Annotated in this window: 20 protein-coding genes; 11 read left to right on the forward strand and 9 right to left on the reverse strand. The window is 66.7% G+C overall.

From position 1 onward, the window contains the following. Nucleotides 1–14: 14 nt before the first annotated feature. The 6 genes from ccmI to QX121_RS17585 form a co-directional block, all read right to left on the reverse strand. A complete protein-coding gene (ccmI, locus tag QX121_RS17560; RefSeq protein WP_315812610.1) occupies nucleotides 15–1,118 on the reverse strand; it encodes a c-type cytochrome biogenesis protein CcmI in 1,104 nt (367 codons plus the stop codon). A gap of 138 nt (nucleotides 1,119–1,256) precedes the next feature. Further along, the gene (locus QX121_RS17565) at nucleotides 1,257–1,526 is read right to left on the reverse strand and encodes a hypothetical protein (RefSeq protein ID WP_315739838.1); all 270 of its coding nucleotides are present in this window, start codon (nucleotides 1,524–1,526) and stop codon (nucleotides 1,257–1,259) included. A 107-nt stretch (nucleotides 1,527–1,633) separates the two neighbouring features. Continuing rightward, entirely contained in the window at nucleotides 1,634–3,100 is a 1,467-nt protein-coding gene (locus QX121_RS17570; protein WP_315812611.1) for a hypothetical protein, read from the reverse strand. A 110-nt stretch (nucleotides 3,101–3,210) separates the two neighbouring features. Continuing rightward, nucleotides 3,211–4,587, reverse strand: a complete 1,377-nt coding sequence (locus tag QX121_RS17575; protein ID WP_315739840.1) for a sensor histidine kinase — start codon at nucleotides 4,585–4,587, stop codon at nucleotides 3,211–3,213. A gap of 62 nt (nucleotides 4,588–4,649) precedes the next feature. Next, the gene (locus QX121_RS17580) at nucleotides 4,650–5,324 is read right to left on the reverse strand and encodes a response regulator transcription factor (protein ID WP_006614547.1); all 675 of its coding nucleotides are present in this window, start codon (nucleotides 5,322–5,324) and stop codon (nucleotides 4,650–4,652) included. Between the two features lie 291 nt (nucleotides 5,325–5,615). Then, nucleotides 5,616–5,768, reverse strand: coding sequence for a hypothetical protein (locus QX121_RS17585; protein ID WP_315739841.1), 153 nt, complete (start codon nucleotides 5,766–5,768; stop codon nucleotides 5,616–5,618). A 255-nt stretch (nucleotides 5,769–6,023) separates the two neighbouring features. Here QX121_RS17585 and QX121_RS17590 point away from each other — a divergent pair, with 255 nt between their 5' ends. From QX121_RS17590 to QX121_RS17600, 3 genes are all read left to right on the forward strand, one after another. Then, the gene (locus QX121_RS17590) at nucleotides 6,024–6,998 is read left to right on the forward strand and encodes a Ku protein (protein WP_315739842.1); all 975 of its coding nucleotides are present in this window, start codon (nucleotides 6,024–6,026) and stop codon (nucleotides 6,996–6,998) included. A 476-nt stretch (nucleotides 6,999–7,474) separates the two neighbouring features. Beyond that, the gene (locus QX121_RS17595) at nucleotides 7,475–8,476 is read left to right on the forward strand and encodes a LysR family transcriptional regulator (RefSeq protein WP_315798398.1); all 1,002 of its coding nucleotides are present in this window, start codon (nucleotides 7,475–7,477) and stop codon (nucleotides 8,474–8,476) included. Between the two features lie 403 nt (nucleotides 8,477–8,879). After that, nucleotides 8,880–10,376 carry a porin gene (locus QX121_RS17600; protein ID WP_315756474.1) on the forward strand — a complete coding sequence of 499 codons (1,497 nt, stop codon included), beginning with the start codon at nucleotides 8,880–8,882 and terminating at the stop codon, nucleotides 10,374–10,376. A 212-nt stretch (nucleotides 10,377–10,588) separates the two neighbouring features. Here the strand turns inward: QX121_RS17600 and QX121_RS17605 are convergent, their stop codons facing one another. Beyond that, nucleotides 10,589–10,753 (reverse strand): Flp family type IVb pilin, encoded by a 165-nt coding sequence (locus tag QX121_RS17605; protein ID WP_315716136.1) that lies wholly within the window; start codon nucleotides 10,751–10,753, stop codon nucleotides 10,589–10,591. Nucleotides 10,754–11,135: 382 nt separating this feature from the next. On the opposite strand from QX121_RS17605, the gene QX121_RS17610 reads away from it, so the two are divergent. The 4 genes from QX121_RS17610 to QX121_RS17625 all read left to right on the forward strand — a co-directional run bounded on the left by QX121_RS17610 (nucleotide 11,136) and on the right by QX121_RS17625 (nucleotide 18,429). Continuing rightward, complete coding sequence (locus QX121_RS17610; protein ID WP_315739844.1) at nucleotides 11,136–12,668, forward strand: thymidine phosphorylase family protein; 1,533 nt, start codon at nucleotides 11,136–11,138, stop codon at nucleotides 12,666–12,668. 46 nt (nucleotides 12,669–12,714) lie between these two features. Continuing rightward, nucleotides 12,715–14,307, forward strand: a complete 1,593-nt coding sequence (locus QX121_RS17615; RefSeq protein ID WP_315739845.1) for an MBL fold metallo-hydrolase — start codon at nucleotides 12,715–12,717, stop codon at nucleotides 14,305–14,307. 258 nt (nucleotides 14,308–14,565) lie between these two features. Continuing rightward, nucleotides 14,566–16,683 (forward strand): OmpA family protein, encoded by a 2,118-nt coding sequence (locus tag QX121_RS17620; RefSeq protein ID WP_315812612.1) that lies wholly within the window; start codon nucleotides 14,566–14,568, stop codon nucleotides 16,681–16,683. A 12-nt stretch (nucleotides 16,684–16,695) separates the two neighbouring features. Beyond that, the gene (locus tag QX121_RS17625; protein ID WP_315812613.1) at nucleotides 16,696–18,429 is read left to right on the forward strand and encodes a cell envelope biogenesis protein TolA; all 1,734 of its coding nucleotides are present in this window, start codon (nucleotides 16,696–16,698) and stop codon (nucleotides 18,427–18,429) included. A 190-nt stretch (nucleotides 18,430–18,619) separates the two neighbouring features. Here the strand turns inward: QX121_RS17625 and QX121_RS17630 are convergent, their stop codons facing one another. Together QX121_RS17630 and QX121_RS17635 are read right to left on the reverse strand one after the other, a co-directional pair. Further along, entirely contained in the window at nucleotides 18,620–20,203 is a 1,584-nt protein-coding gene (locus QX121_RS17630) for an MDR family MFS transporter (RefSeq protein WP_315812614.1), read from the reverse strand. A gap of 169 nt (nucleotides 20,204–20,372) precedes the next feature. Then, on the reverse strand, nucleotides 20,373–20,885 hold the full coding sequence (locus QX121_RS17635) for a YcgN family cysteine cluster protein (protein WP_315739849.1): 513 nt from the start codon (nucleotides 20,883–20,885) through the stop codon (nucleotides 20,373–20,375). A gap of 341 nt (nucleotides 20,886–21,226) precedes the next feature. Here QX121_RS17635 and QX121_RS17640 point away from each other — a divergent pair, with 341 nt between their 5' ends. From QX121_RS17640 to QX121_RS17655, 4 genes are all read left to right on the forward strand, one after another. Further along, entirely contained in the window at nucleotides 21,227–23,509 is a 2,283-nt protein-coding gene (locus QX121_RS17640) for a PBP1A family penicillin-binding protein (protein WP_315756480.1), read from the forward strand. A 14-nt stretch (nucleotides 23,510–23,523) separates the two neighbouring features. Beyond that, entirely contained in the window at nucleotides 23,524–24,105 is a 582-nt protein-coding gene (locus tag QX121_RS17645) for a DUF1214 domain-containing protein (RefSeq protein ID WP_315777560.1), read from the forward strand. Next, nucleotides 24,102–24,686, forward strand: a complete 585-nt coding sequence (locus tag QX121_RS17650) for a DUF1254 domain-containing protein (protein WP_315739852.1) — start codon at nucleotides 24,102–24,104, stop codon at nucleotides 24,684–24,686. Before QX121_RS17645 ends, QX121_RS17650 begins: the two co-directional genes overlap by 4 nt. 119 nt (nucleotides 24,687–24,805) lie before the next feature. Next, entirely contained in the window at nucleotides 24,806–25,309 is a 504-nt protein-coding gene (locus QX121_RS17655) for a CYTH domain-containing protein (protein ID WP_315777559.1), read from the forward strand. Nucleotides 25,310–25,364 lie beyond the last annotated feature (55 nt).

Consider the following 25,364-nt stretch of genomic DNA (forward strand, 5'->3'; position numbering starts at 1 on the left):
GGCGGAAGCGCCGCTCATCCATCCAAGCCGAAAGTCTTCACGCCCTCGTTGAGCTGCCGCAACCGCTCGGCATCGCCGGACACCGCCTGCCGCGCATCCGACAGCGCCCCCTTGGCCTTGTCGAGATCGCCCATCACGACATAGGCGCGCACCAGGCGCAGCCAGCCCTCGACGTCGTCGCCATTCTGCTTCAGCCGCGCCGCCAGCCGGTCGACCATGCCGCGGATCATCGTCTCGCGGTCACCGTCGCTCATGCTCTTGGCCGCGGCCATCGCCTCGCTCGGCAGCGCCGGCACCTCGCCGCCGCCGACCCGGCCGAGCGCCGCCGTCACCAGCGGCCGCCACGGCGCATCCGCCGGCGCCTTGCCCAGCATCGCCCGCCAGATCGCGCCCGCATCGTCCTTGCGGCCGTCCTGCTCGGCGGCGAGACCGAGGTAGTAGTTCGACTTCGGCTCGTCGGCCTCGAGCGCATGGGCCCGCTCGAACTCGGCCTTGGCCTCGGCGGTGACGACGCCGCCGGCGGCGGCCGTGATCACCTCGCCGAGATCGGCGCGCTTGGCCGCGCCGTCGCCGGCATAGGTGATCATGTTGCGATAGGCCCGAATCGCGTCATCGGTGCGGCCGAGCCGTGCCAGCACCGGGGCGAGCACGGTCCAGCCGCGGCCGTCGGTCGGATTCTTCTGCAGATGCTGCTCGACCTGCGACACCAGCGTTTCCAGCGGCTGCGTCCCGGTGGGCGGCGCCGCGCGTGCGGTGAGCGGGAAATCCGGCAGTTGCGGCGAGCCGAGCGGCAAATAGACCGCGAGCGCCACGATCGGCACGCCGATCAGCGCCAGCACGGCCGACGCGCGGCGCAGGCCGAGGCTCGGCTTCACCGTGGCCTCGCCCTCCTGGTCCGCGGCGGCCAAAAGGCGGCGGCTGATCTCGACCCGCGCGGCCTCGGCTTCGACCTTGCCGATCAGCCCGGTTTCGACGTCGCGCTCGATCTCGGCCAGCTGGTCCTTGTAGACGACGACCTCGCGACCGTCCGACGAGGCCCGCGCGCCCAGGCCGAGCGGCAGCAGGACGGCGAAGATCGCCGCGGCCGTCATCACGGCGAACACGAACCAGAGAGTCATCGGACAGAGTTCCAGTCAGCGCCCACCGGCAGGCGCGCCTCGCGCCGCTTTTAACCAGCACCGTTCCCGGCGGCAATTCACATTTGCCGCCGTGGTAGCCCAGCCGTCCGCGCCAAAAAACTCAGGAGGATTACGTAATTAGGGGACCTCGAACTCGGCGCTCTTGGCGAGATAGCTGCCGCGCCCGTTCAGGGCCACCAGGAAATAGGTCCCCGGCCTGACATGGTCGGTGAGCCTGATCCGCAGCGACCCGACCGGGACCGGAGACGCGATGGTGGTGACGGGATCGGCGAGTGGCGCCCCGCTCGTCTTGTCGACGAGCACGACCTTCGCCTTGATCATGAGGTTGCGATAGGTCGCGCGAACGACGCGGTTCTCGACCTCGACGAAGTTGATGACGGAAATCATGGTCTTGATGAAAAAGGATGGAACCTGGCGGGAACCTATGCGTGGCCCCGGGGCGGGGTCAACCTGAAATTGCAAAATCAAAAACGTAAACAGATTAGCAGAAAATCTCAGCCGGCGCGCGAGGATTTTCGCTCGCCGTTCATCGCGTTCTCGGCCGCCCTGCTCATCAATTGGGCGTAGTCGTTGCCGAACAGGACGTGACAGAAGCGGATCGCCGCCGACACCTGCGACTGTCGATAAGCGCGCGCCCGCGCATCGCCCGAGCGCAGCGACTGCACCAGCGCTTCGGTGGCCTTCTCGACATATTGCTGCAGGTCGGAATAGGTCCGCAGCGTCACCTCGTTGATCGCGAGCTCGCTGGCATAGTTGCGGCAGACGGCGACGAACTCGATCAGCGCCGCCACCTCCTCGACCTCGCTGCCGTCGACGCCGGCGCCGGCCGGAATGTCCTTGTCGGCGCGCTGGCGCAGGATGCGGCGGACGCGGCCCGGCACGCTGTCGATCTCCGATTGCAGGGCATTGGAGATGTCGGCGCGGATCGCGGTGAGCTGCTTGCCCCAGTTCGATTCCGAGCGCAGGTCGAGCTCGGTGCGCAGGCCGCGAACGCCGTCATGCAGCGTCTTCAGCGTATCGCCGAGATTGGAGAAATGACCGCGCCGGATGTCGGCGCGCAGCACCGAGGCGAGCCCGGCGAGATCGTTGAGCGCGATGGTGACGGCGACGCCGAACGGAGTCGCCGCCACGCGGATCTCGTCGTCCGATGCCGCGATCTTGGTGGCGAGCCGGATGATCTGCCAGGGCGCGGCGAGCCGCTGCATCACCAGCGACAATGCGAACGGCAGCATCGAGGGCGTCTGCAGCGACGGCACGTTGATGGCTTCGGTGACGGAGGCAATCTGCGAATCGCCGAGCACGCGGATGATGCCGGGCAACCGGCCGTTGAGGCCGTCGAGCGCCTCGCGATTCTGCAGCACCAGCCCGATCGGCAGGAGATCCTCGATCACGCTGGGCGCGCCGATGCGGGCCAGCGCGCGCTGGCGGTCGCCGGTCGCGTTGGGGCCGACGAGGTTCATCAGCGCGTCGGCGGCGGCGCGCTGCAGCTTGCGCGCGGCCATCTCGACCTCGCGCGAACTGTCGCTGGAGACCGCCATCGCGGCCTCGAATTCGGCGTAGCGCTCCGGCGCGCCTTCGCGGCCGAGCCACTGCCAGACCGGCAGCAGCGAGGCACGGCGGATCTGGCCGGGACGGAGAGGACCGGTGGAATCGGTGAGGAACGGGTCGAGCGGCCGGAACAGCCGACGCGGGCCATCGCCGCTCTGGCGGCGCTCCTCGCGGGCCTGCGGACGGGCGATCTCGATGGCGGGTTGGGGCCGCACCGGGTCGGCAGATGGAGCGGGAGCCGGCGGCGCGACGGGACGCACCACCTTGCGCAGCTGCTCGAGCACCAGGGTCGCCACGGCGACGTCCTGGCCGCGCTCGATGGCGCGCTCGAATTCGCGCATCAGGAGCGACTGCGCGTTCGGCGGCAGCTGCCCGAGATATTCCCTTAACCGCTCGTGAGCTGTCTGACCCATGCGCCGGCGTGCAAATTTCCACGGCGAGAGCGCACATCGCGCACCCCTGCCCGAACCATAGCGTCCGCGGTATTAAGAACACCTTTAGGATGGCGAAATTCGCCGCCCCGTCAAACGCCGGGCAATCTCAGCTCCGCCCGCAGTCCGCCGGTCGGGGCATCGCCCAGGGTCAGGCGGCCGCCATAGAGCGCGGCCAGATCGGTGACGATCGACAGCCCGAGCCCCGATCCCGGCTTGGATTCGTCCAGGCGCTGGCCGCGCCGCAGCACCTGAGCGCGCTCGGCGGCCGAGAGGCCGCGGCCATCGTCGTCGACCACGATCCGCAGCATCGGCGACGCCCCGGACTGGGCCGGCGGCTCCACCGTGAGCTCGACCGAAACCCGCGAAGCCGCCCATTTGCAGGCATTGTCGACCAGATTGCCGACCATCTCCTCCAGATCCTGGCGCTCGCCGCGAAACCTCGCGGCGGGATCGGCGGTCGCCTCGACCACGATGCTGCGGTCGCGGTAGATCTTTTCCATGGTGCGCCGCAGCGCCTCGATGGCCGGCGCCACCTCCGTCACGGTGGATACGATGGTGACACGCGCGGCGATCCGCGCCCGCTCGAGGTGGTGGGCGACCTGGTCGCGCATGACGTCCGCCTGCTCCATGACCTTGGCCGCGAAGGGGTCCGCCGCATGGGTCGCCGCTTCATTCACGATGACGGAGAGCGGCGTCTTGATGGCATGGGCGAGATTGCCGACATGCGTGCGCGCCCGCTCGACGATCTCGCGATTGGCATCGATCAGCGCATTGGTCTCGCGGGCCAGCGGCGCGATCTCGACCGGAAACTCCCCTTCCAGCCGCTCGGCGCGCCCGGACCGGATGTCGGCGATCGATTCGGAGATGCGTTTCAGCGGCGCGAGGCCATAGCGGACCTGGAAGATGGTCGTGAGCAGCAGCACGATCCCGAGCGCCGTGAAGGTGCCGCCGAGGTAATAGTCGAAGCTGCGGGTCTCGTCGAAGATCTCCGAGGCATCGCCGGCGACGCTGACCAGGAACTTACCGTCGGAGCCGAGATCCACCGGGCGCTCGACCATGCGCAGGTCCTGGTTCTCCGGCCCCTCGACATAGCCGATCCGGATCCCGGCCGCCGTGAGCTCGACCCCCTGCTCCTCCAGCTTGGGCAGCTTCTTGTCCCACAGCGAGCGCGAGGCCCGTACCTCCGGCTTCTCGGCGTCGGTACGGGTGATCTGCCAGTACCAGCCGGACAGCGGCAGCTCGAACAGCGGCTCACCCAATGACTGGAATTGGCGGTCCGGCGGATCGTCGGGGGTGGCGACCTCGGCGATCAGGGTGCGCAGATAGAGGTTGAGCCGTCGGTCGAAGGCGCGCTCGGTCGCGTTGCGATAGACCGAGGACAGCACGATGCCGGTGATGGCGAGAATGACCACGAGCCACGCGGTCGCGGACAGGAACAACCGGGTGGCAAGTGAACTCTGGCGCATGACCGCAAACTAGCGAAACGGCCGGCGCCCGGCCACCTCGAATGGCTGGCTCCGGAAATGGATCAGGCGCCTGCGGCCGGCGGCGGGGTCAGCAGGTAGCCGAGGCCGCGCACGGTCTGGATGACGTCGCAGTCGAGCTTCTTCCTGATGCGGCCGACGAACACCTCGATCGTGTTCGAATCGCGGTCGAAGTCCTGGTCGTAGAGATGCTCGACCAGCTCGCTGCGCGAGACGACGCGACCGGAATGATGCATCAGATAGGACAGCAGGCGGTATTCGTGTGAGGTCATCTTGACGGGGTTGCCTGACACGCTGACCTTGCCGGTGCGGGTGTCGAGGGTGACCGGCCCGCAGGTCAGCTCGCTCTGGGCATGGCCGGCCGAGCGGCGCAGCAGCGCGCGGATGCGCGCCAGGACTTCCTCGAGATGGAACGGCTTGGCGACATAGTCGTCGGCACCGGCGTCGAAGCCCTGGACCTTGTCGCTCCAGCGGTCGCGCGCGGTCAGGATCAGCACGGGCATCGCCCGGCCATTGCGCCGCCAGGCTTCCAGCACCGAGATGCCGTCCATCTTGGGCAGGCCGATGTCCAGCACGACAGCGTCGTAGGGCTCGCTGTCTCCCAGATAATGCCCTTCCTCACCATCGAACGCACGGTCCACAACGTAGCCGGCGTCGCTCAGGGCCGTGGTGAGCTGACGGTTGAGATCCGGATCGTCCTCGACAACGAGCAGACGCACGCTTGCCTCCAAAGCTGAACTGCACGATTTCCGCCCTCAAGATGAACCGGAAGGCCGTGAACCGTGCATGAACGGAACCCGAGCGACCAAGTTACTTTTTGGTCATCTCGATCGGGACCGCCGGCAAGGGCCGACAGAATTGGGGCGGATATAAGCTCTGGAGGATGGGCATGTGAAGACCCGCCGCACCGATGGCGGGGCTCGAACGCGGACCCGCGGGGACGCGGACGGACGTTGCTCCCCCGGTCCCCTCCCCAGCCACGCAACGGAGCGGGTCGAACGGTCCTCGTGTCACGTGCGGAAGAACACGAACCAGACCAGGCCAAGGACCAGCAGCGCCAGTCCGGTGGAGATGGCCAGGATCGCCAGGACGGACGGTCCAGGCTCACCCTGCCGCGCTTCGGTGGGGGTCTCGACGATCTGCGTCGGTCGTCTGGCTGCCATGGTGCCCTCAGCTGACTGTTATCCGCGTTCGAGCGGTAAAGCGCTCTGTCACGCACTCTCGTTGGCAACGTCGGCAGCCAGGTGATGTTCCGGTACGGCGCCCCCCTGCGACGGGTTAACGCCGATCCGAGAATCTGCCGGCCAGCTTGTTGAATCCGCAGCCTCGGGTGTTATCCTCGCGGCTGCCGCGAGAACGACGTCCGCAGCAGCCCGGTTCGGAGCAAGCCGTTAGTTCGGAGTTAAGTGGAGTAGGTCATGGCCCCGCGCGCCAATTGGAAGGGTTTTCTGCGCCTGTCGCTCGTGACCTGTCCGGTCGCGCTCTATCCGGCGACGTCGGAGTCCGAGAAGGTCTCCTTCAACCAGATCAACCGCAAGACCGGCCACCGCATCAAATACAGCAGGGTCGATGCCGAGACCGGCGAGGAAGTCGCCAATGACGACATCGTCAAGGGCTACAAGGTCGACACCGACACCTACATCGAGGTCACCAAGGACGAGCTCGAGGACATCGCGCTGGAATCGACGCACACGATCGAGATCGACGAGTTCGTGCCGCGCACCGACATCGACAGCCGCTATCTGATCCGCCCCTATTACCTCGTCCCTGACGGCAAGGTCGGCCATGACGCCTTCGCGGTCATTCGCGAGACCATCCGCAGCATGGACAAGGTCGCGATCGGCCGTGTCGTGCTCACCAACCGCGAGCACATCATCGCGCTGGAGCCGCTCGGCAAGGGCCTGATGGGAACGCTGCTGCGCTACCCCTACGAAGTGCGCAACGAGGAAGAATATTTCGACGACATCCAGGATGTGAAGATCACCAGCGACATGCTGGATCTCGCCAAGCACATCGTCGAGAAGAAATCGGCCGACTTCCAGCCGGAGAACTTCGAGGATCACTACGAGGCCGCGCTGATCGAGCTCATCAACAAGAAGCGCAGCGGCGTGACGATCGCCGCCAAGGCCGCGCCGAAGTCGAGCGGCAACGTCATCAACCTGATGGACGCCCTGAAGCGCAGCCTTGCCAGCGAGGGTGACAAGGCGCCCGCCGCGGCCGCCCCCGCGCCGAAGGCCAAGGCCAAGAAGCCGAAGAAGCGCGTCGAAGGCCAGCGCGAGATGCTGCTGCCGATCAGCGGCAAGAAGGCCAAGGACGAGACGAAGAAGGCCGAGGAGCCGAAGAAGTCGGAGAAGCCCGTGCGAACCACCGCGCGCTCACGCAAAGCGAGTTGAGGCTTCGATACGGCGAGCGACCTCCGGATCTCTGCACGGCGTACGGGTCCTCTGCATAACGGTCGCTCGGCCGCGACTGCCGCGAGTTCCAGGTGTTGCAGCGGGCACGCCACACCGCGCGTGACACCACGGGTCTGTCATCCACCAACGACACCGCATCGATCGCCGCCGTCCCATTCACGGCGGAAACATCTGCCTTGGTCAGGTAAGTTGATCCTGCGACGGTGATCCATCGATCAGGCGCGGATTTGTGATCGTGTCGACATCGCTTCGATGCTTGCGGAATGATCACGTCGCGCCTAGCTCTGCGGCGCGGGATGGTGATCCGGGCGTACAGCTTCCTGATGGAAGATCGATGTGCCTGGTCGGTCGGGACGACGCTGGCGAAGTCGTCCCAGCCGCACGACGCGGCGTATCAGGGGGATATGGATGTTTCAGCACGATGCGGACCAACGCCGGGCGCAGTACGCCTAGCGATGGCACGGGTTCAGCTGTCCGAGCTCTCCGCTTTCGCAGCCGTCGCGGATTCGTTGAGCTTCACCAAGGCCGCCGCTTATCTCGGCTGCTCCTTGCCCACCATCAGCCAGACCATCAAGAGCCTCGAGGAGCGGCTGGACGTTAGGCTGTTCAACCGGACGACACGCAGCGTGGCCCTCACGGAGGCCGGCGAGCGCCTGCTGGCGGAGATCCAGCCGATTCTCGAACGGGTCGACCAGGCCATCGAGAGCATCAACGCGTTCCGCGACAAGCCGATGGGCACCCTGCGCCTGACCGTATCCCGCGTGTTCGCCGTAAGGGGGCTCGGCCCCCTGATCAGGTCATTCCTGGCCGAATACCCGGACATCCATATCGAACTGGCTGTCGACGACACCAACAGTGACATCGTGCGCAATCGCTTTGATGCCGGCATCAGATCCGGACACCGGGTGGAGCGCGACATGAAGGTCATCCGCGTCTTCGACGAGTGCAGCTTCGTTGCGGTTGCCGCCCCCGGCTATCTCGCGGCGCATCCCGCGCCGGCCGTTCCCGAGGATCTCCAGGCCCATAATTGCATCCGGCATCGGGTCCCTGCCGACGATACGCTGCAGCCCTGGATCTTCGAAAAGGGCGGCGAGCGCACCGAGATTGCTGTGGACGGCTCCCTCATCGTCAACGACTTCGATCTCGCGCTGAATGCCGCACTCGACGGCATCGGCGTCGCTTATCTCGTCGAGCCGATGATCGAGCCGCATCTGGCCGAAGGACGGCTAATGCGGCTGCTGCCCGGCTGGAGCTACGCGACGCCCGGACTGTTCCTGTACCATCCGAGCCGCCGGCAACCGCCGATGCCGCTGCAGGTCTTTCTCGACTTCGTCAAGCGCTGGCGCAGCGGCGTCACCCTGGACGCGATGACGCGCGCGGCGGATTACGGCGCACACGGGTTGGTAGCAGCGACGTCACATCGAACGTCGATGCACGTCGAGCCCAACCGCCGCTGAGATCACGTGCGAGGCCGGAGAGATCATTCGCGCGTCGGCAGCGACGCTGCGAAACGCCATGATGCGCGCAGTTTGCGATGTGCAGCGGGATTGTTCGGGATTCCCATCTAACCTATTCACGATTATCACCATTAACAAATTGACACAGCGAGGCCAAAACCGCGGCGTGACCGCGTCGACGCTGGTGCGTGCGAGCAGCGTGTTAACGACGATCGAGTGTGCCTCGAACAAGCAGAGCACATTCATCAAATCGAAATTGGCTCATGCACACTGCATTCAACCATTCCGCCAGTCGCGCCGATCAAGCCGTCGCCGGAATCAAATGTGTGAGAGCAGCAATCTGGCGAAGCCAGAGGCGACACGCGGGGGGCCGTGTGCATCGCCGTCAACCGGAGAAACGGAAATGAAGACGTTGAGGGGCCTGCTACTCGGAACGGGAGCAGTGATACTGTCCGCCGCGGCGGCGCAGGCCGCGGATCTTCCGCTGAAGGCCAAGGCCGTCGAATATGTGAAGGTGTGCTCGCTGTACGGCACCGGCTTCTACTACATTCCCGGCACCGACACCTGCATCAAGCTCGGCGGCTATCTGCGCGCCGAGACCGCGCTGTGGACCAACAGCAATTACGGTGGCGCCTATTCAGGCCAGGCCGGCGCAGACAACCGCCTGAGCAACCGCTATCAGACCCGTTCGCGCCAGGATCTGAACATCGATACGCGCACCGCGACCGAATATGGCGTGGTGCGCACCTACTTCGAGACCGTGCTGAACTGGACTTCGGGCTCCTATGGCGGCGCGGGCGCCGGCGCCACCTCCTACACCGGCGATGCCATCTCGGGCGGCATCGTCGGCGTCTACTACGCCTTCATTCAGTTCGCCGGCTTCACGATGGGCAAGGCGGTGTCGACCTTCGACGCGCCCTGGACCAACTATCCCGGCAACAATTTCGACGGCCTGGTCGGCGGCAGCGGCTCCAACAACGGCGTCAACCAGTTCACCTACACCGCCGATTTCGGCCAGGGCATCACCGCCGCGGTCTCGCTGGAAGACCAGACGCAATTCTTCACCACCAACATCTGGAACACCTCCGGCATCACCGCGGCCGGCGTGCTCGGCGGCAATTATGGCTCGAGCAGCTTCGGCGGGACGGTGTCTCCCGACATCATCGGCATGGTTCGCGTCGACCAGGCGTGGGGCATCTTCCAGGCGTCGTTCGCCGCCCATGACAATCATGCCGCCTATTACGGCGCGACCGAGACCTCGGGTCATCCCTCCGACAAGTGGGGCTGGGCCGCGCAACTGGCGCTGTCGATCAAGAACATCCCGACCGGTCCGGGCGACGTCGTCAACCTGCAGGCGGTCTACACCGACGGCGCTAGCCGCTACAACTTCCAGAGCCTCGCCAACACGACCTACGCGATGTACGGCGGCACCAACGTAGCCGGCGCCTATCAGAGCATCGGCTTCGCCGGCGTCGCCGACGCGGTGTTCGGCACCGGCACGGGCCTGTCGACCGTGCAGACCTGGGGCATGCGCGGCGCCTTCACCCACAATTGGGATCCGCGCTGGAATACGGCGCTGTACGGCGCCTATGCCCAGGTGCGCTATGGCCAGACGGGATCGAGCCTCATCTGTGCCGGCATTGCCGCCACCGCAATGCTGACGGCGGGCTCGACCTGCAACCCCGACTTCAATCTCGGACAGATCGGCCTCATCACCCGATGGACGCCGGTCAAGGGCCTGACCTTCTCGGCCGACGTGACCTACAGCCACCTCGACCAGAAATATTCGGGCACGGCGATTGCTCCGGCCGTCACGAGCACGGCGAAGCCGGCCGCGATCTACCAGCTCAAGGACCAGGACACGGTGAGCATGCTGCTGCGCGCCCAGCGCAACTTTTGAAGCTGGGCTGTTGAACCTCTGACTGCTCGACGAGCTTCCGGCGATGCCCCCGCCGGAAGCTTCGTTCGTGGAGACTGGCGGCGCGTCGCATGCAACAGAATGGGATGGGGCACAATGCAGCAGGCGTCGTGCACAATCACGACGCCTGTGACTTGATCGGCCAATGAGTTGATCACGCGCCGACTTGATCGCGCGGCAATTTGACCGCCGGGCTACTTGATCGAGGTGTTGATCGCGGTGAACTTGCTGCTCAGCCCCGAGCCCAGGCCATTGACGGCCGCCAGGATCACGATGCTCAATCCGCCGGCAATGATGGCGTATTCGATCGAGGTCGCGCCAGCCTGATTCTTCAGGAAGCTCGCAATCAACTGCCGCATCTACCTCTCCGGTCGGGCTCGATCATCTGACGCGCCGGAAGGGCGCGCCGAGGCCGGGATGGACGCCCCGCCGGAAACCCTCCGTCATCGGCTTGAACAATCGGTTAACCCGATGAGGTACCTGCGCGGCCCAGATTCGGAGCCGGCATTCGATCGCAGGCCCGCCCTCACCCGACCTCCGAGATCCGAACCGGAGTGCAAGCAACTGAACTTGCTTCGCTTTATTCTCAGTCCGCGGCCCCCGGCCGGCTGGCGGCAGAGCCGAGCCGCTGAATCCTCGTCCGACACATTCAGAAAAAATTCGGCTTATCCGCCAGATGCCACGTCATGATCTGGGTCAACGGCGATGGCGTGGACCGCCTTAAAGGTTATCCTGGTCGCCATGAGCACAACAGATTCCGCCCGCCCCCAGCTCAAGATCCGCAGCGTCGCGCTCGACACCGGCCGCGAGAACGTTGTCGTGATCTCCCGCCGCTCGAAGGCGCTGCGGCCCGAGGTCTTCCGCGGCTTCAGCCGCGTCGAGCTGCGCTGCAACTCGCGGACGCTGCTGGCCACACTCCTGATCACCGACGACGACGCACTGATCGGGCCCGACGAGATCGGCCTGTCGGAGCCGGCGCTGCGGCGCTTTGCCGAGCCGGCCGGCACGCTCGCGACCGTGTCGCCCGCGACGCCGCCCGACAGCATGGAGGCGGTCCGGGCCAAGATCCGGGGCGAGACCTTGAGCGACCAGGCGATCGTTGCCGTGATCGAGGACCTCACCCACTACCGCTATTCGGACATGGAGATCGCAGCCTTCCTGATCGGGTCGGCCAGCTTCATGACCTCGGGTGAGCTGCTGGCGCTGACGCGCGCCATGGCCAATGCAGGCACTCAGCTCAAATGGCCGGACCCGGTCGTGGTCGACAAGCATTGCATCGGCGGCATCCCCGGCAACCGCACCTCGATGGTGGTGGTGCCGATCGTCGCCGCCCACGGCCTGACCATCCCGAAGACCTCCTCGCGTGCGATCACCTCGCCGGCCGGCACCGCCGACACGATGGAGGTGCTGGCGCGGGTCAATGTCGGCGCGGAGGAGATGAAATCGATCGTCGCCGCCTGCAATGGCTGCGTGATCTGGGGCGGCCACGTCAACCTGTCGCCGGCCGATGACATCCTGATCTCGGTCGAGCGCCCGCTCAGCCTCGATACCCGCGAGCAGATGGTCGCCTCGATCATGTCGAAGAAGCTCGCTGCCGGCTCGACGCATCTGCTGCTCGACCTGCCGGTCGGCCCGACCGCCAAGCTGACCAGCGGAGCGGAGGCGATGCGCCTGCGCAAGCTGTTCGAGTTCGTCGGCGACAGGTTCGGTCTCAAGGTCGAGGTGATCACCACCGACGGCCGCCAGCCGATCGGCAACGGCATCGGGCCGGTGCTGGAGGCGCGCGACGTGATGGCGGTGCTGGGCAACGAGCCGTCGGCCCCGGCTGACCTGCGCGAGAAATCGCTGCGGCTGGCGGCGCATCTGCTCGAATATGATCCGAAGCTGCGCGGCGGCGCCGGCTATAACAGGGCGCGCGAGCTGCTCGACAGCGGCGCGGCGCTCAAGCAGATGCTGAAGATCATCGATGCGCAGGGCCCACCGGAATGCCGCAGCGAGCTCGGCGATCTCGCCTTCGACGTCAAGGCCGAACACGACGGTATCGTGTCCGCGATCGATTGCCTGCGGCTCAATCGCCTGGCGCGCACCGCCGGCGCGCCCGTGAACAAGGGCTCCGGGATCATGCTGTTCAGGAAGATCGGCGATCGTGTCGACCGGGGTGAGCCACTCTATCGCGTGTTCACCTGCGATCCGTCGGAGCATGATCTGGCCGCAGCCGCAGCCGCCGCCAACCACGGCTATAGCTTCGCCGACGGCGCGAACGGTCGTTCGTGATGAACCGTCGTCGAGCATCGATCCATCGTCCTCGGGAGACCGCCGCATGAGTGTGACCGTTCGATTCTGCGGTGCCGCGCACACCGTCACCGGGTCCTGCTATCTGGTCCGGACCGACAACGGACAGATGCTGATCGACTGCGGCCTGTTCCAGGGTCAGAAGACGCTGAAGGAGCTAAATTACGGCGACTTCCCATTCCGTCCCGCCGATATCGACGCCGTGCTGCTGACGCATGCGCATATCGACCATAGCGGCCTGCTGCCGAAACTGGTGCGCATGGGCTTCGACGGCAAGATCTTCGCGACGCGCGGCACCATCGATCTCTGCTCCTGGATGCTGCCCGATGCCGGCAACATCCAGGAGCAGGAGGTGCTGGCGCTGAACCGCCGCAACACCGCGCGCGGCCGCGGCGAGGTCAGCCCGATCTACACCCAGGACGACGCCATCGCCGCGCTGCAATACTTCCAAGCCGTCCCCTACGAGACCTGGACCGATATCATTCCCGGCGTCCGCGCCCGCTACTGGAATGCCGGGCATCTGCTGGGCTCGGCCTCGATCGAGATCGAATTCGCAGGACAAGGCGCCGACGGCGCGCCGCTGCGGCTGCTCGCCTCCGGCGATGTCGGGCCCGACGCCAAGCTGCTGCAGCCGGATCCGAAAGCGCCCGAGGGCTTCGACTACGTGATCTCGGAGGCGACCTATGGCGACCGCATCCGTGAGCCGACCACGCCGGAGCTGCGCCGCGGCCGTCTGGCCGGCGAGGTGCGCGACGCGGCGGCGGCCCAGGGCGCGCTATTGATCCCGGCCTTCGCGGTGGAACGGACGCAGGAGCTGATCGTCGATCTGGTCGGCCTGATGGAGCGTGGCGAGATTCCGGCCGCGCCGATGTTCCTGGATTCGCCGCTGGCGATCCACGCCACCGAGGTGTTTCGCGCGCACACCGAGAGCCTCGACGGCGGCAGCGATGTCGGCCGTCTGTTGTCGTCGTCGCATCTGCGCTTCACCGAGACCGTCGATGAAAGCAAGGCGATCGCCAAGCTGACCGGCTTCCACATCATCATCGCCGCCAGCGGCATGTGCGATGCCGGTCGCATCCGCCATCATCTCAAGCGCTGGCTGTGGAACAGCCGCGCCACCGTGCTGCTGGTCGGCTACCAGGCCAACGGCACGCTTGGGCGCTTCCTGCAGGACGGCGTCAAGGCGGTGCGCATCCAGGGCGAGGAGATCAAGGTCGCGGCGCGCATCCGCATGATCGACGACTATTCCGGCCACGCCGACGGCGCCGAGATCGCGCGCTGGATCGCGGCCCGCCGCCCGATCGCGCGCGGCCTCTTCCTGTCCCACGGCGAGGACGCTGCGATCGCGGCGCTGGCGACGCGCGTCGCCGAGCGGATCGTGCCGGCGGCGAAAGTGTTCTCGCCCCTGCTCGACGACGTCTATGAGCTGACGAGCGCAGTGCCGACGCCGCTCGACGTCGCGCGCCGACGGCGGCTGGCGCCGGAGGCGGTCACCCGGCTGGACTGGCACAACGACATGTCGGGTCTGCTGCTCGACATCCACGAGCGGATCGAGCAGGCCGCCGACGATCGCGCCCGCGGCGTCATCATCCGCCGCCTGCGCCGGGCGCTGGAGGAGTGATGCGAGCGGCGTAGCCGCGAAGGCTGCGCGCCTGCGATGTTCGTCGTCGAACGGTCACACTTTGATCGCACCTTGAGGACGATCGGGTGCGGTGCGAAGCTCGCAGACGGCGACGCTCTCGCAGCTTGTGCATATTGAAACACACAACGTGCCGACGGCTGGTCTCCGAGAGCTGTTCTGATAGGCTCGACACGTGGTTCATGACAACGGAACGATCCGGGTGAACCGGGCGCAGGTGGGGAAACGAGGGGCTCTCACATGCATCAACCATCGAAATGGTGGGCGGGACTGATCGCTGTTGCCGTGCTGTGGCTCGCGGCCATGAGCTTCAAGACGGCGGGGGTCGAGGACGATATCGCACCGCGGGCACGTGCCGCCGTTGCCGCCGCCGTCCCCGACACAGCCGCGGCTCTCAAGGTCTCTGTCGCGGGGCGTGACGTTCGCATCGAAGGGCCGGAGTTCAGTCCCGATCAGTCGACGAAACTGGAGGACGCCGCGTCGGTCAACGGCGTTCGGCTCGTCGACGGCACCTACGACAAGCTGCCGACACCGAAACCGTATGCCTTCCGCGCCACGCGAAACGGCAGCCAGCTCGTGCTCGAAGGCGCGGTGCCGACGCCCGCCGTTCGGAATGCCGTGCTCAATGCCGTCCGTTCGTCCGGCGGTGAGGTGGTCGATCGCCTCGGCTATGCGCTGGGAGCTCCGGCCGACTTCGCGGCCATCGCGAGCCACGGATCGATCCAGGCCGCCAAGCTCAACGGCGGCACGTTCGCGCTCGCGGACAAGGCCTATTCGATCGCAGGTGCCGCCGCATCGTCGGACGCCTATGAGGCCGCCATCGCCGCGACGCGGCAGTTGCCGGGCGGCGCCGTGCTCGACAAGGTCGCGATCCTGCCGCCGGAGGCAAAGCCGTTCATCTGGAGCGCGGTTCGCGAGGGCAACACGCTGGTGATGTCCGGCGTCGTTCCGAATGACGACATCAGGCGCGCGCTCGAGGCCGCCGCGATCAAGGCCTGGCCCGGCGCGTCGGTGATGCATCACATGCAGATCGCGCGTGGCGCGCCTGCTGGCGATTTTGGTGCCTACACGTCCTATGCGCTGACGGAGCTCACCAGGCTGAGCACGGGCCGCGTCGTCATCTCCGACGCCACCTACACGATTTCGGGCGAGGCGCCCTCGACCGCCGCCTATGACGAAACGATGGCCGGTGTCGGCAAGCTGCCGACCGGGCTGACCTTGGCGAAGGCCGACATTCTGCCGCCGGAGATCAAGCCCTATCGCTGGTCGGCGGAGTTCGACGGCACCGGCTTGAGCCTCACAGGTCTCGCGCCGAGCGGAGCGGCCCGCGATGCGATGCTCGGCTCCGCCAGCGGACAGTTCGACGGCAAGCCGATCAAGAGCCAGATCGGCATCGCCCGCGGCGCTCCGGATGGCGACCTTGCCAAAGCGAGCGCGAGCCTGCTGCAGCAGCTCGCCAGGCTGTCGCAGGGGCGCGCCGAGATCAACGACACCCAGGTCTCGCTCAGGGGCGTCGGACTCGCCAACGTCACCGGCGCAGCCGTGCGCGAGCAACTGGCCGGCGCCCTGCCCGCGCCGTTCGCGCTCGCGTCCATCGACGTCCGCGACGGCCCGGTCTCGCCTTACGCGTTCGGACTACAGAAGCAGGACGGCCGTGTCATGCTGAGCGGCTACGTGCCTGATGACGCCGCCCGCCGCGATCTCGTCGACGCCGCCACGTCGACCTTCATCACCGAGACGGTCGAGGACGGTCTGAAGATCGGCGACGGTGCGCCAAAGGATTACGTGCAGTCGCTGAAGGCGACGTTCCCGGCGCTGGCGCGGCTGTGGTCCGGCGCGCTGACGGCGAAGGACGCGGCGATCACGGTCGACGGGCTTGCCATCTACGACAAGTCGGCCGCGCAGGTCCGCAAGGAGCTCGCCGAGGCGGTCGGCAGCGGCTTCAAGCTCGACGACGTCAAGATCGGCGTCAAGCCGGAAAGCCCGCCACTCGCGGTCGCGGAGTGCCAGCCGGCGTTCAACGGGCTGCTCGCCAAGGGCCGCATCCGCTTCAGCACCGGCAGCGCCGAGCTGAGCCGCGCCTCGCTGGCGCTGCTCGATCACCTGATCGAGGTTGCGCAGCGCTGCAAGGATGCCGAGATCGCGATCGAAGGCCACACCGACAATGTCGGCGACGAAGCTGACAACATGGACCTCTCCAAGCGCCGGGCGGCGGCGGTGGTCGGCTACATCGGCGACGCCGGCATCGACACCTCGCGCATGACCTCGGAGGGCTACGGCCAGACCAAGCCGGTCGTCTCCAACGACACGGCCGAAGGCCGCGCGCAGAACCGCCGCATCGAATTCGTCGTCAAGTGAGGCGCTGACATCATGATGTACGACCTTGCGACATTTCCGTTCTGGATCATCTTCGCCGTCGGCATCGGCGGCTTTGTCGGCTGGCGCACCTGGTCGGACGCGCCGCGGCCGGATTGGCTGAGAAGCTGGCTGCTGCCGGCGACGCTCGCCCTCGTCATCGGGATCGTGATGGCGCTGCTGAGCGTGCTGCCCGGACGTGCCGGCCTGTGGCTCGAGGTCGGCCTGCTGATGGTCGGCGCCTATGTGCTCGGCTGCCTGATCGGCGGACAGCTCAAGGACTATGTCGGGCTGGGTGACACCAGTGCGATGTCGCCGGGCGGTCCTGGACACAGCGTCGCGTTCGCCGGCGCAACGGCGGCGGCCAGTCCTTGGGCGGACAGCCCATCCCCGGCTGCGCAAGCCGCAGCCAGCGTCGAGGCCGATCGCCTCGCCACTGAAGCCGCCGCGAAAGCTGAAGCCGATCGTGTTGCGGCCGAAGCCGCTGCACGGGCGGAGGCCGAGCGTCTAGCCGCCGAAACGGCCGCAAAGGCCGAGGCTGAGCGGCTCGCCGCGGAAGTCGCGGCAAGGGCCGAGGCTGATCGTCTGGCGGCCGAGGCCGCGGCGAAGGCCGAAGCCGAACGTCTCGCTGCCGAGGCGGCGGCGAACGCCGAGTCCCAGCGCCTTGCTGCGGAGACCGCCGCGAAAGCCGAGGCCGACCGCCTCGCTGCGGAAGCAGCCGCGAAAGTAGAGGCCGATCGTGTTGCGGCAGAAGCGGCTGAAAAGGCCGAAGCTGAACGCTTGGCCGCCGAAGCAGCGGCGAAAGCCGAAGCGGACCGTCTTGCGGCGGAGGCCGTCGCGAAAGCCGAGGCGGAGGCTCAGCGTCTCGCGGCCGAAGCGACCGCCAAGGCCGAGGCCGATCGCCTGGCCGCCGACGCGGCCGCAAGGGCGGAAGCCGATGACCTCGCCGCAGACGCCGAGGCGGAACGGCTTGCAGCCGAGGTTGCCGCATCATCGGCGCCGGAGATCCCAGCCACAGCCGACGGCAGGCCGCCGGCCCTGCCCGCACCCAACGGTGCCGCCGATGATCTCAAGCTGATCAAGGGCATCGGACCCAAGAACGAGCGCGTCCTCAACGACATCGGCATCCACCATTTCAGCCAGATCGCGGCGTGGTCGCCTGACCATGCGAGCTGGGTCGGCCATCACATGGCCTTCCCCGGCCGGATCGAGCGCGAGCATTGGATCGCGCAGGCCAAGCTGCTCGCCGCGGGCCTCGACACCGCGCATTCGACTGCGGTGAAGTCCGGCGCGATCACGATCGATGATCAGGCCGACGCGCCGCTGAGCGAGGACGAGGCCAGCTACCTCCTGGCCCACCTGCCGGCGCTGATGCCGCCCGTCGAGAACGAGGACACCCATGGCGGCGCCCGCCCGCTCGGACTGGCGGCGCCGCGCGGCGGGCAAGCCGACGATCTCAAGCTCATCAAGGGCATCGGCAAGCAGAACGAGGCCCGGCTGCACGGCCTCGGCATCTGGCATTTCGAGCAGATCGCAGCCTGGACCGCCGAGCACGCCAAATGGGTCGGCTCGTATCTGGCGTTCGCAGGACGGATCGAGCGCGAGCGATGGATCAGCCAAGCCAGGGAGCTGGCGAACGGCCGATCGACCGAATTTGCGAAACGCGTCGAGGCTGGTCTGGTGAAGTCATCGCTCGACGACGGCTCGCGCGGGCAGGACAACATCGAGATCCCTCAGCCGCGCGAGTAGCGGCCCCAACTGACGAACCGTAGGGTGGGCAAAGGCGCAGCTGTGCTCTCTCCTCACGTCCCATCGTGGTGGCGCCGTGCCCACCATCTCGCCGCGGGCTGTGCTTGACGACGGTGGGCACGGCGCGCGCGACAGGGTGCCTTGGAACAACGGCTGTGCCGGGCGCCTTTGCCCACCCTACCTGTCTTTCCTATTCCGCCATCTCCACCGGCTCGGTGCGCGACGGGCCGGCCAGCGGCCGCTCCTCCATCAGCATCATGCAGACCGAGGCGCAGGCCAGCATCGCGGTGGCCGCGGCATAGACGAAGCGGAAGGCATGGATCATGTCGGCTTCCGCGATGCCGCTGACCGCGCCATGGGCGCCCTCCGCCAGCGAAATGTCGGCGCCCAGCGCCATCAGCAGGATGGCGCTGAAGGCCGCAACCGTGAACGAGGACATCATCGAGCGGAAGAAGTTCATCGCGCCGGTGATGGTGCCGATCTGGGAGCGGTCCACCGCGTTCTGCAGCGAGACCACCGAGATCGGGAACGCCGTTCCGAGCCCGATGCCGTAGATCGACAGCAGCGCCATCAGCACCCAGAGCGAGGGCGTGGTCACCGTCATGACCGCGGCGGCGATGGTGCCGATGATCGTGCCCACGATGGCGACGCGCTTGTAGTGCCTGACCCGGGCCATGGTGCGGCCGGCAATCGCCGCACCGAAGGTCGAGATCGCCGCGATCGGAATCAGGCCGAGGCCGGCCTCGCTCGGCGTCAAATGATAGACCAGCTCGTAATAGAGCGGCAGATGGACCGTGAGCCCGATCAGCGCGCCGAGTGCGCAGCCGCTTGCCAGCATGCCGTAGGGCACGACCGTGCCGCCCATCAGCGACAGCGGCAGGAACGGCTCATCGGCCCGTCTGGCGTGCCAGACGAAGGCCAAGCCCAGCGCCACCGCGCTGCCGATCATCGCCAGCAAGGTCGGCGACAGCCAGGCCAGCTTGTGGCCGCCCCAGGTCAGCACCAGCATGAACACGACGGCCGAGGCCATCAGCAGCAGGCCGCCGGCCCAGTCGACCTTGCGCAGCCGGTGATAGACCGGCAGCCGGCCCATCTTGGGCAGCAGCAATGCGAGCGCCGCGATCGCGAGCGGGACGTTGATCCAGAAGATCATCGACCAGTGCAGATGGTCGGCGAAGAAGCCGCCGATCACCGGCCCGAGCAGGCCGGCCAACAGCCAGACGCCGCTGAAATAGGCCTGGTACTGGCCGCGCTCGCGCGGGCTGACGACGTCGGAGATCACGGTCTGGACCACCGGCATGATGCCGCCACCACCCAACCCCTGCAGGCCGCGGGCGAGGATCAGCACCGGCATGTTCGGCGCCAGCGCGCAGACCACCGAGCCGACCACGAACAGGCTGAGCGCGGTGATGATCATGGAGCGCCGGCCATAGATGTCGCAGAGCGTTCCGAACACCGGCGCCACCGCGGTCGACGCCAGCAGGTAGGCGGTGATCACCCAGGAGAGATTGGTGACGTCCTGGAACTCGCGGCCGATGGTCGGCAGCGCGGTCGCCACGATGGTCTGGTCGAGCGCGGCCAGGAACATCGTCAGCAGCAGGCTCATCAGGATGGTCCGCACCTCGGCCTGGGTCAGCGGCACGGGCGGCGCGAGCGGCGGCGCATCCTCGATCGCCTGCACCTGCGGCGGAATGGCCGGCAGCTCGGCGGCGATCTCTTCGGGCAGGGATGGGGACGCGGCAGGACAATGGCTCTGCCGATCGAACTTGTTCATGGGATGAATGCTATGCCGGGCGCGACGAACGCCGCGCGGATTCGCTGACTGGCGAACTACTTAAGGCATAAATTTCCCCCGCGGCAGCCGGCCGGGCGCATGGGTGCATCCCGACAGCACGAGAACGGTCGCATCATCGTGATTTGCTGCGAACGCGAGGTGATCGAGCCTATTTCGGCCGTCGCTTCAACTTGGCCCGCTTCGGCAGCAGCACCGGCCATTGCACGATGTGATCCTCGAGCTGGTCGTCCGGAACGTCGTCCTCGGTCCCTTCGACCCGGCCGCGCACCGAGACGCCGGCTTCATGCACCGTCTGAGGATCGCCCGAGATCAAGGGATGCCACCAGTAGAGATCGCGCCCCTCGGCCACGAGGCGGTAGCCGCAGCTCGGCGGCAGCCACGTCAGGGTGCGGACGTTCTCAGGCGTCAGGCGAACGCAATCCGACACTTGTTCGGAACGATTCGGGTAGTCCTTGCAGGCACATAGCCCGGCATCCAAGAGCTTGCACGAGATGTGGGTGAAGTAGATGTCGCCGGTATCCTCGTCTTCCAGCTTCTCCAGGCAGCATCGCCCGCAGCCATCGCACAGGCTTTCCCATTCTGCCTCGGACATCTCTTCCAAGATCTTGGTTTTCCAGAACATTCCCTCCTGGCCCGAGGGACGTTTGAGCGGTGCGGTCATCGGGCGATTCTCAAGGAGGGCATGGCGTGGCCGCCATCTAGGTGCCCGGCCCCGAGCCGCGCAAGGGGCTTTGCCGATTACGGCGGCACGTTAGCTTTGTGCATCAAATTGTGAGCGGAACCATTGGTTTGTGACCTCCGCTCGGCTAGATAGATGGTTGAGTCACTCCGGCGCGGCGCCGGCAACGCGGCTTGGGGTCAGGTGCTCGGGTTCGGGCGGCTGACTGTGCAGTGCCATGGGTTTGCCGCAACAATCGCGCAAGACCCTTCGATGGCCCCCAGCCCCACTTGCTGAGTGCTTTCGAAGCCAGCTGACACGCTTTCGAAACGACCAGGGTTCCCGTGCGGCAGATCATTCCAGACGATTGGAAGAAGCGGATCAACAATTTCCGCCTGGATCTCGACGCCCGCTTCGATTCAGCGCTGTTCTCCTCCCTGCGCGGCACCCGCGAGCTGTATGAACGCTATTCGGCGTTCATGGACCGCTTCTATGTCGGCGGCTGGAAGCGCTGGGTGTTCGTCGAGCCGTTCTCGGAGGCCGCCACCATCGGGCTGGGCGGCCTGGTGCTGATGCTGGCGCTCGCGATCCCCGCCTTCCGGGAAACAGCCGACGAGGACTGGCTGAAGAAGTCCGACCTCGCCGTCACCTTCCTCGACCGCTACGGCAACCCGATCGGCAGCCGCGGCATCAAGCACAACGACTCGATCCCGCTGGAGGACTTTCCGGACAATCTGATCAAGGCGACGCTCGCCACCGAGGACCGCCGCTTCTACGATCATTTCGGCATCGACATCGCCGGCACGGCGCGCGCCCTCGTCACCAACGCCCAGGCCGGCGGCGTCCGCCAGGGCGGCTCCTCGATCAGCCAGCAGCTCGCCAAGAACCTGTTCCTGTCCAACGAGCGCACCATCGAGCGCAAGGTCAACGAGGCGTTCCTGGCGATCTGGCTGGAAACCCGGCTGACAAAGAACGAGATCCTCAAGCTCTATCTCGACCGCGCCTATATGGGCGGCGGCACCTTCGGCGTCGACGGCGCGGCACACTTCTATTTCAACAAGTCGGTGCGCGACATCAACCTCGCCGAAGCCGCGATGCTGGCCGGCCTGTTCAAGGCGCCGACCAAGTTCGCCCCCCACATCAACCTGCCCGCCGCCCGCGCCCGCGCCAACGTCGTGCTCGACAATCTGGTCGACGCCGGCTTCATGACCGAAGGCCAGGTGTTCGGCGCCCGCCGCAACCCGGCCTTCGCGGTCGACCGCCGCGATGAGAGCTCGCCGAACTACTTCCTCGACTACGCCTTCGACGAGATGCGCAAGCTGGTCGACACGTTCCCGAAATCCTACACCGAGCGCGTCTTCGTGGTGCGGACCTCGATCGACATGACCGTGCAGCATGCGGCCGACGAGGCGATCGAGAACCAGTTGCGCCAGTTCGGCCGCGACTATCACGCAACCCAGGCGGCAACTGTCGTCTCCGACCTCGACGGCGGCATCCGCGCCATGGTCGGCGGCCGCGACTACGGCGCCAGCCAGTTCAACCGCGCCGTGGACGCCTACCGGCAGCCGGGGTCATCTTTCAAGCCCTATGTCTACACCACCGCGCTGCTGAACGGCTTCAAGCCGACGTCGATCGTCGTCGACGGTCCGGTCTGCATCGGCAATTGGTGCCCGCAGAATTATGGCCATTCCTATTCCGGCTCGGTCACGCTGACGCAGGCGATTACGCGCTCGATCAACGTCGTGCCTGTGAAGCTGTCGATCGCGCTTGGCGGCAGGGAGGGACCAAAGGCCGGCCGCGCCAAGATCATCGAGGTCGCCCGGCGCTTCGGCCTCAAGGCGCCGCTGCCCGACACGCCGTCGATGCCGATCGGCTCCGACGAGGTCACGGTGCTGGAGCACGCGGTCGCCTATGCGACCTTCCCGAACAAGGGCAAGGCGGTGACGCCGCATTCCGTGCTCGAGGTCCGCACCGGCGGCGGCGACCTGGTCTGGCGCTGGGACCGCGACGGCCCGAAGCCGAAGCAGGCGATCCCGGCCTCGGTTGCTGCCGACATGGCGGGCATGATGAGCCACGTCGTCAGCGAAGGCACCGCACGCCGCGCCGCACTCGACGGCATTCCGACCGCCGGCAAGACCGGCACCACCAATGCCTATCGGGACGCCTGGTTCGTCGGCTACACCGGCAACTTCACCTGCGCGGTCTGGTACGGCAATGACGACTATTCGCCGACCAACCGTATGACCGGCGGCTCGCTGCCGGCACAGACGTGGCACGACATCATGGTCGCCGCGCATCAGGGCATCGAGGTCAAGGAGCTGCCCGGAGTCGGCATGGGCGAGAAGCTGCCGCCGCAGCCCGCGTCCGCCGCGATGGCGCAGGCCGGCCAGCCGAAAACGCTGGAGATCAAACCCGGCCCACCGCCGGTCCTGACCCGTCGCGGCGCCGACGTCCTGGTCCAGGTCGAGAAGATGCTCGACGACGCCGCGCGCGTGGCCGAGAAGGCGGCGCCCGTCGATCCGCGCAAACCCGCCAAGCCGGTGTCGTCGAGCGCGCTGGCCTTTCCTGAAAACTACGTCGCGGCAACGGCCGACGGCGTGACCACTCCTGCCCTGCGCAAGAACTGACGTCAGCGATCCCCGTGCGGCTGCTCTTCATCACCCTGCTTACGCTCCTGATCGCCACCGGCGTCGGCATCGGCGCGACCTGGATGACGACGACCCGCGGCACCGAATTCGGCACCTTGACGATCGGCGCGTGGACGGCGCGTCCGAAGACGGGCACGGCCGACGTCGACCCCTATGCCCGCGCGACCATCACCCGCAACGGCGAGCTGCCGATCGGCACCGGCGACGGCGTGGCCTTCACCGCCACCAGAGACGACAAGAAGAAGCCGCTCGACGGTCGCTGCGACATCCTCGTCAGCGGCGTCACGCCCCCCGCCCGCTTCTGGACGCTCACGCTCTACGACCGCAAGGGCCACCTCGTCGCCAACACGCTGCAGCGCTACGGCTTCACCAGCCAGGAGCTGGTGCGAGGTGCCGATGGCTCCTTCGAGATTCGCGTCGCCGCGCGCTCGCGCTCCGGCAACTGGCTGCCGACCGGCGGCATCGAGCGCTACGCGCTGATGCTGCGGCTCTACGACACGCCGGTCGGTGTCGCAACCCGCACGCAGCGCGACGCGCCGATGCCGTCGATCACGACAGTGGGCTGCCCATCATGATCCGGCTGCTGTTCACGGTCGTCGTCGGCGTGCTGCTCGGCGGCGTGGTCCATCTCGTCAGCGTGCTGGCGTTGCCGCGGATCTCGACCCAGGACGCCTATTCCCGGCTGACGCCGATGACCAAGCTGAACGCCGTGACGCCCTTGCCGCTCGCCGATCCCGGCAATTCGCCGATGCCGTTCATGGACCCGGCTTTCGCCATGGCGATCTGCCGCTACGATCTGTCCGACGGACCGCTGAAGCTCACGGTTCCGGTGAGCCAGGCCTATACGTCGGTGTCGTTCTACACGCGCAACGAGATCGCCTACTACGCCATCAACGACCGCTCCGCCGGCAAGCGCGTGATCGAGCTCAACCTGATGACCGAGGCGCAGCATGAAGACCTGCCCGAGGACGAGGAGATCACGGCCGCCGACCGGCTGATCATCGATTCGCCGACGACGACCGGGTTGATCGTGCTGAAGGCCCTTGCCGCCGAGCCGGGTCTCATGCCGCAGGCGCAGGCCTCCCTTGCAGCGGCAAGCTGCGGCGTACAGACCGAGGCACCAGCCAAGGCCGAGAAGCCGCGCGGCAAACGATAAGTCAATACGACGTCCTGGATGAATTCGACAACACTCTCTTCATCCTTGGTGGCATAGTCGTTGTCGCGCGCCGCTGCTATGACGTATCAAGACGGCGGCGCTTCGCTCAACATCAGGTCATGGCTCTCGAAATCGAACGGAAGTTTCTCGTCAAGTCCGATGCTTGGCGGGATCAGGCGACGCACAGTGAACGCCTGCGCGACGGGCTCGTCGCACGTCAGGACGGCCTCAAGGTCCGCGTTCGCTGCTATGGCAACCGGACGACGCTGTGCGTGAAGAGCGGCCGCCGCGGCCTGACCCGAGATGAATTCGAGTACGATATTCCAGCGGACCACGCCGCGGTGCTGTTCGCGCATTGCAATGGGCGCATCCTCGAAAAGACGCGTCACTACGTGCCCGCGGAAAGCGGCGTCTGGGAGGTCGACGTCTACCACGACGCGCTCGAGGGCGTCGTGATCGCCGAGATCGAGCTGCCGACCGAAACGACCGTCGTGACCCTGCCGGACTGGGTCGGAGACGAGGTCACCGGCGATCCGCGCTACAGCAAGGCCAACATGCTGACGGAGCGCTCGCGCGCCGCGAAGGTCCGGGAGCTGCGACGCGCGCGCCTTGCAGGGCTGTGATGCACGCCCGGGCCGTTGCGGCTTGACCCCTGTCAAATCACCCGTGGAGGGCCCA

The sequence above is a fragment of the Bradyrhizobium sp. SZCCHNR2028 genome (assembly GCF_032380995.1).
Lineage (GTDB): Bacteria > Pseudomonadota > Alphaproteobacteria > Rhizobiales > Xanthobacteraceae > Bradyrhizobium.

Coding starts and splice junctions, on each gene's coding strand:
- ccmI (WP_315812610.1), bottom strand. CDS start 1,118: ATGACTCTCTGGTTCGTGTTCGCCGTGATGACGGCCGCGGCGATCTTC.
- QX121_RS17565 (WP_315739838.1), bottom strand. CDS start 1,526: ATGATTTCCGTCATCAACTTCGTCGAGGTCGAGAACCGCGTCGTTCGC.
- QX121_RS17570 (WP_315812611.1), bottom strand. CDS start 3,100: ATGGGTCAGACAGCTCACGAGCGGTTAAGGGAATATCTCGGGCAGCTG.
- QX121_RS17575 (WP_315739840.1), bottom strand. CDS start 4,587: ATGCGCCAGAGTTCACTTGCCACCCGGTTGTTCCTGTCCGCGACCGCG.
- QX121_RS17585 (WP_315739841.1), bottom strand. CDS start 5,768: ATGGCAGCCAGACGACCGACGCAGATCGTCGAGACCCCCACCGAAGCG.
- QX121_RS17590 (WP_315739842.1), top strand. CDS start 6,024: ATGGCCCCGCGCGCCAATTGGAAGGGTTTTCTGCGCCTGTCGCTCGTG.
- QX121_RS17595 (WP_315798398.1), top strand. CDS start 7,475: ATGGCACGGGTTCAGCTGTCCGAGCTCTCCGCTTTCGCAGCCGTCGCG.
- QX121_RS17600 (WP_315756474.1), top strand. CDS start 8,880: ATGAAGACGTTGAGGGGCCTGCTACTCGGAACGGGAGCAGTGATACTG.
- QX121_RS17605 (WP_315716136.1), bottom strand. CDS start 10,753: ATGCGGCAGTTGATTGCGAGCTTCCTGAAGAATCAGGCTGGCGCGACC.
- QX121_RS17610 (WP_315739844.1), top strand. CDS start 11,136: ATGAGCACAACAGATTCCGCCCGCCCCCAGCTCAAGATCCGCAGCGTC.
- QX121_RS17615 (WP_315739845.1), top strand. CDS start 12,715: ATGAGTGTGACCGTTCGATTCTGCGGTGCCGCGCACACCGTCACCGGG.
- QX121_RS17620 (WP_315812612.1), top strand. CDS start 14,566: ATGCATCAACCATCGAAATGGTGGGCGGGACTGATCGCTGTTGCCGTG.
- QX121_RS17625 (WP_315812613.1), top strand. CDS start 16,696: ATGATGTACGACCTTGCGACATTTCCGTTCTGGATCATCTTCGCCGTC.
- QX121_RS17630 (WP_315812614.1), bottom strand. CDS start 20,203: ATGAACAAGTTCGATCGGCAGAGCCATTGTCCTGCCGCGTCCCCATCC.
- QX121_RS17635 (WP_315739849.1), bottom strand. CDS start 20,885: ATGACCGCACCGCTCAAACGTCCCTCGGGCCAGGAGGGAATGTTCTGG.
- QX121_RS17650 (WP_315739852.1), top strand. CDS start 24,102: ATGATCCGGCTGCTGTTCACGGTCGTCGTCGGCGTGCTGCTCGGCGGC.
- QX121_RS17655 (WP_315777559.1), top strand. CDS start 24,806: ATGGCTCTCGAAATCGAACGGAAGTTTCTCGTCAAGTCCGATGCTTGG.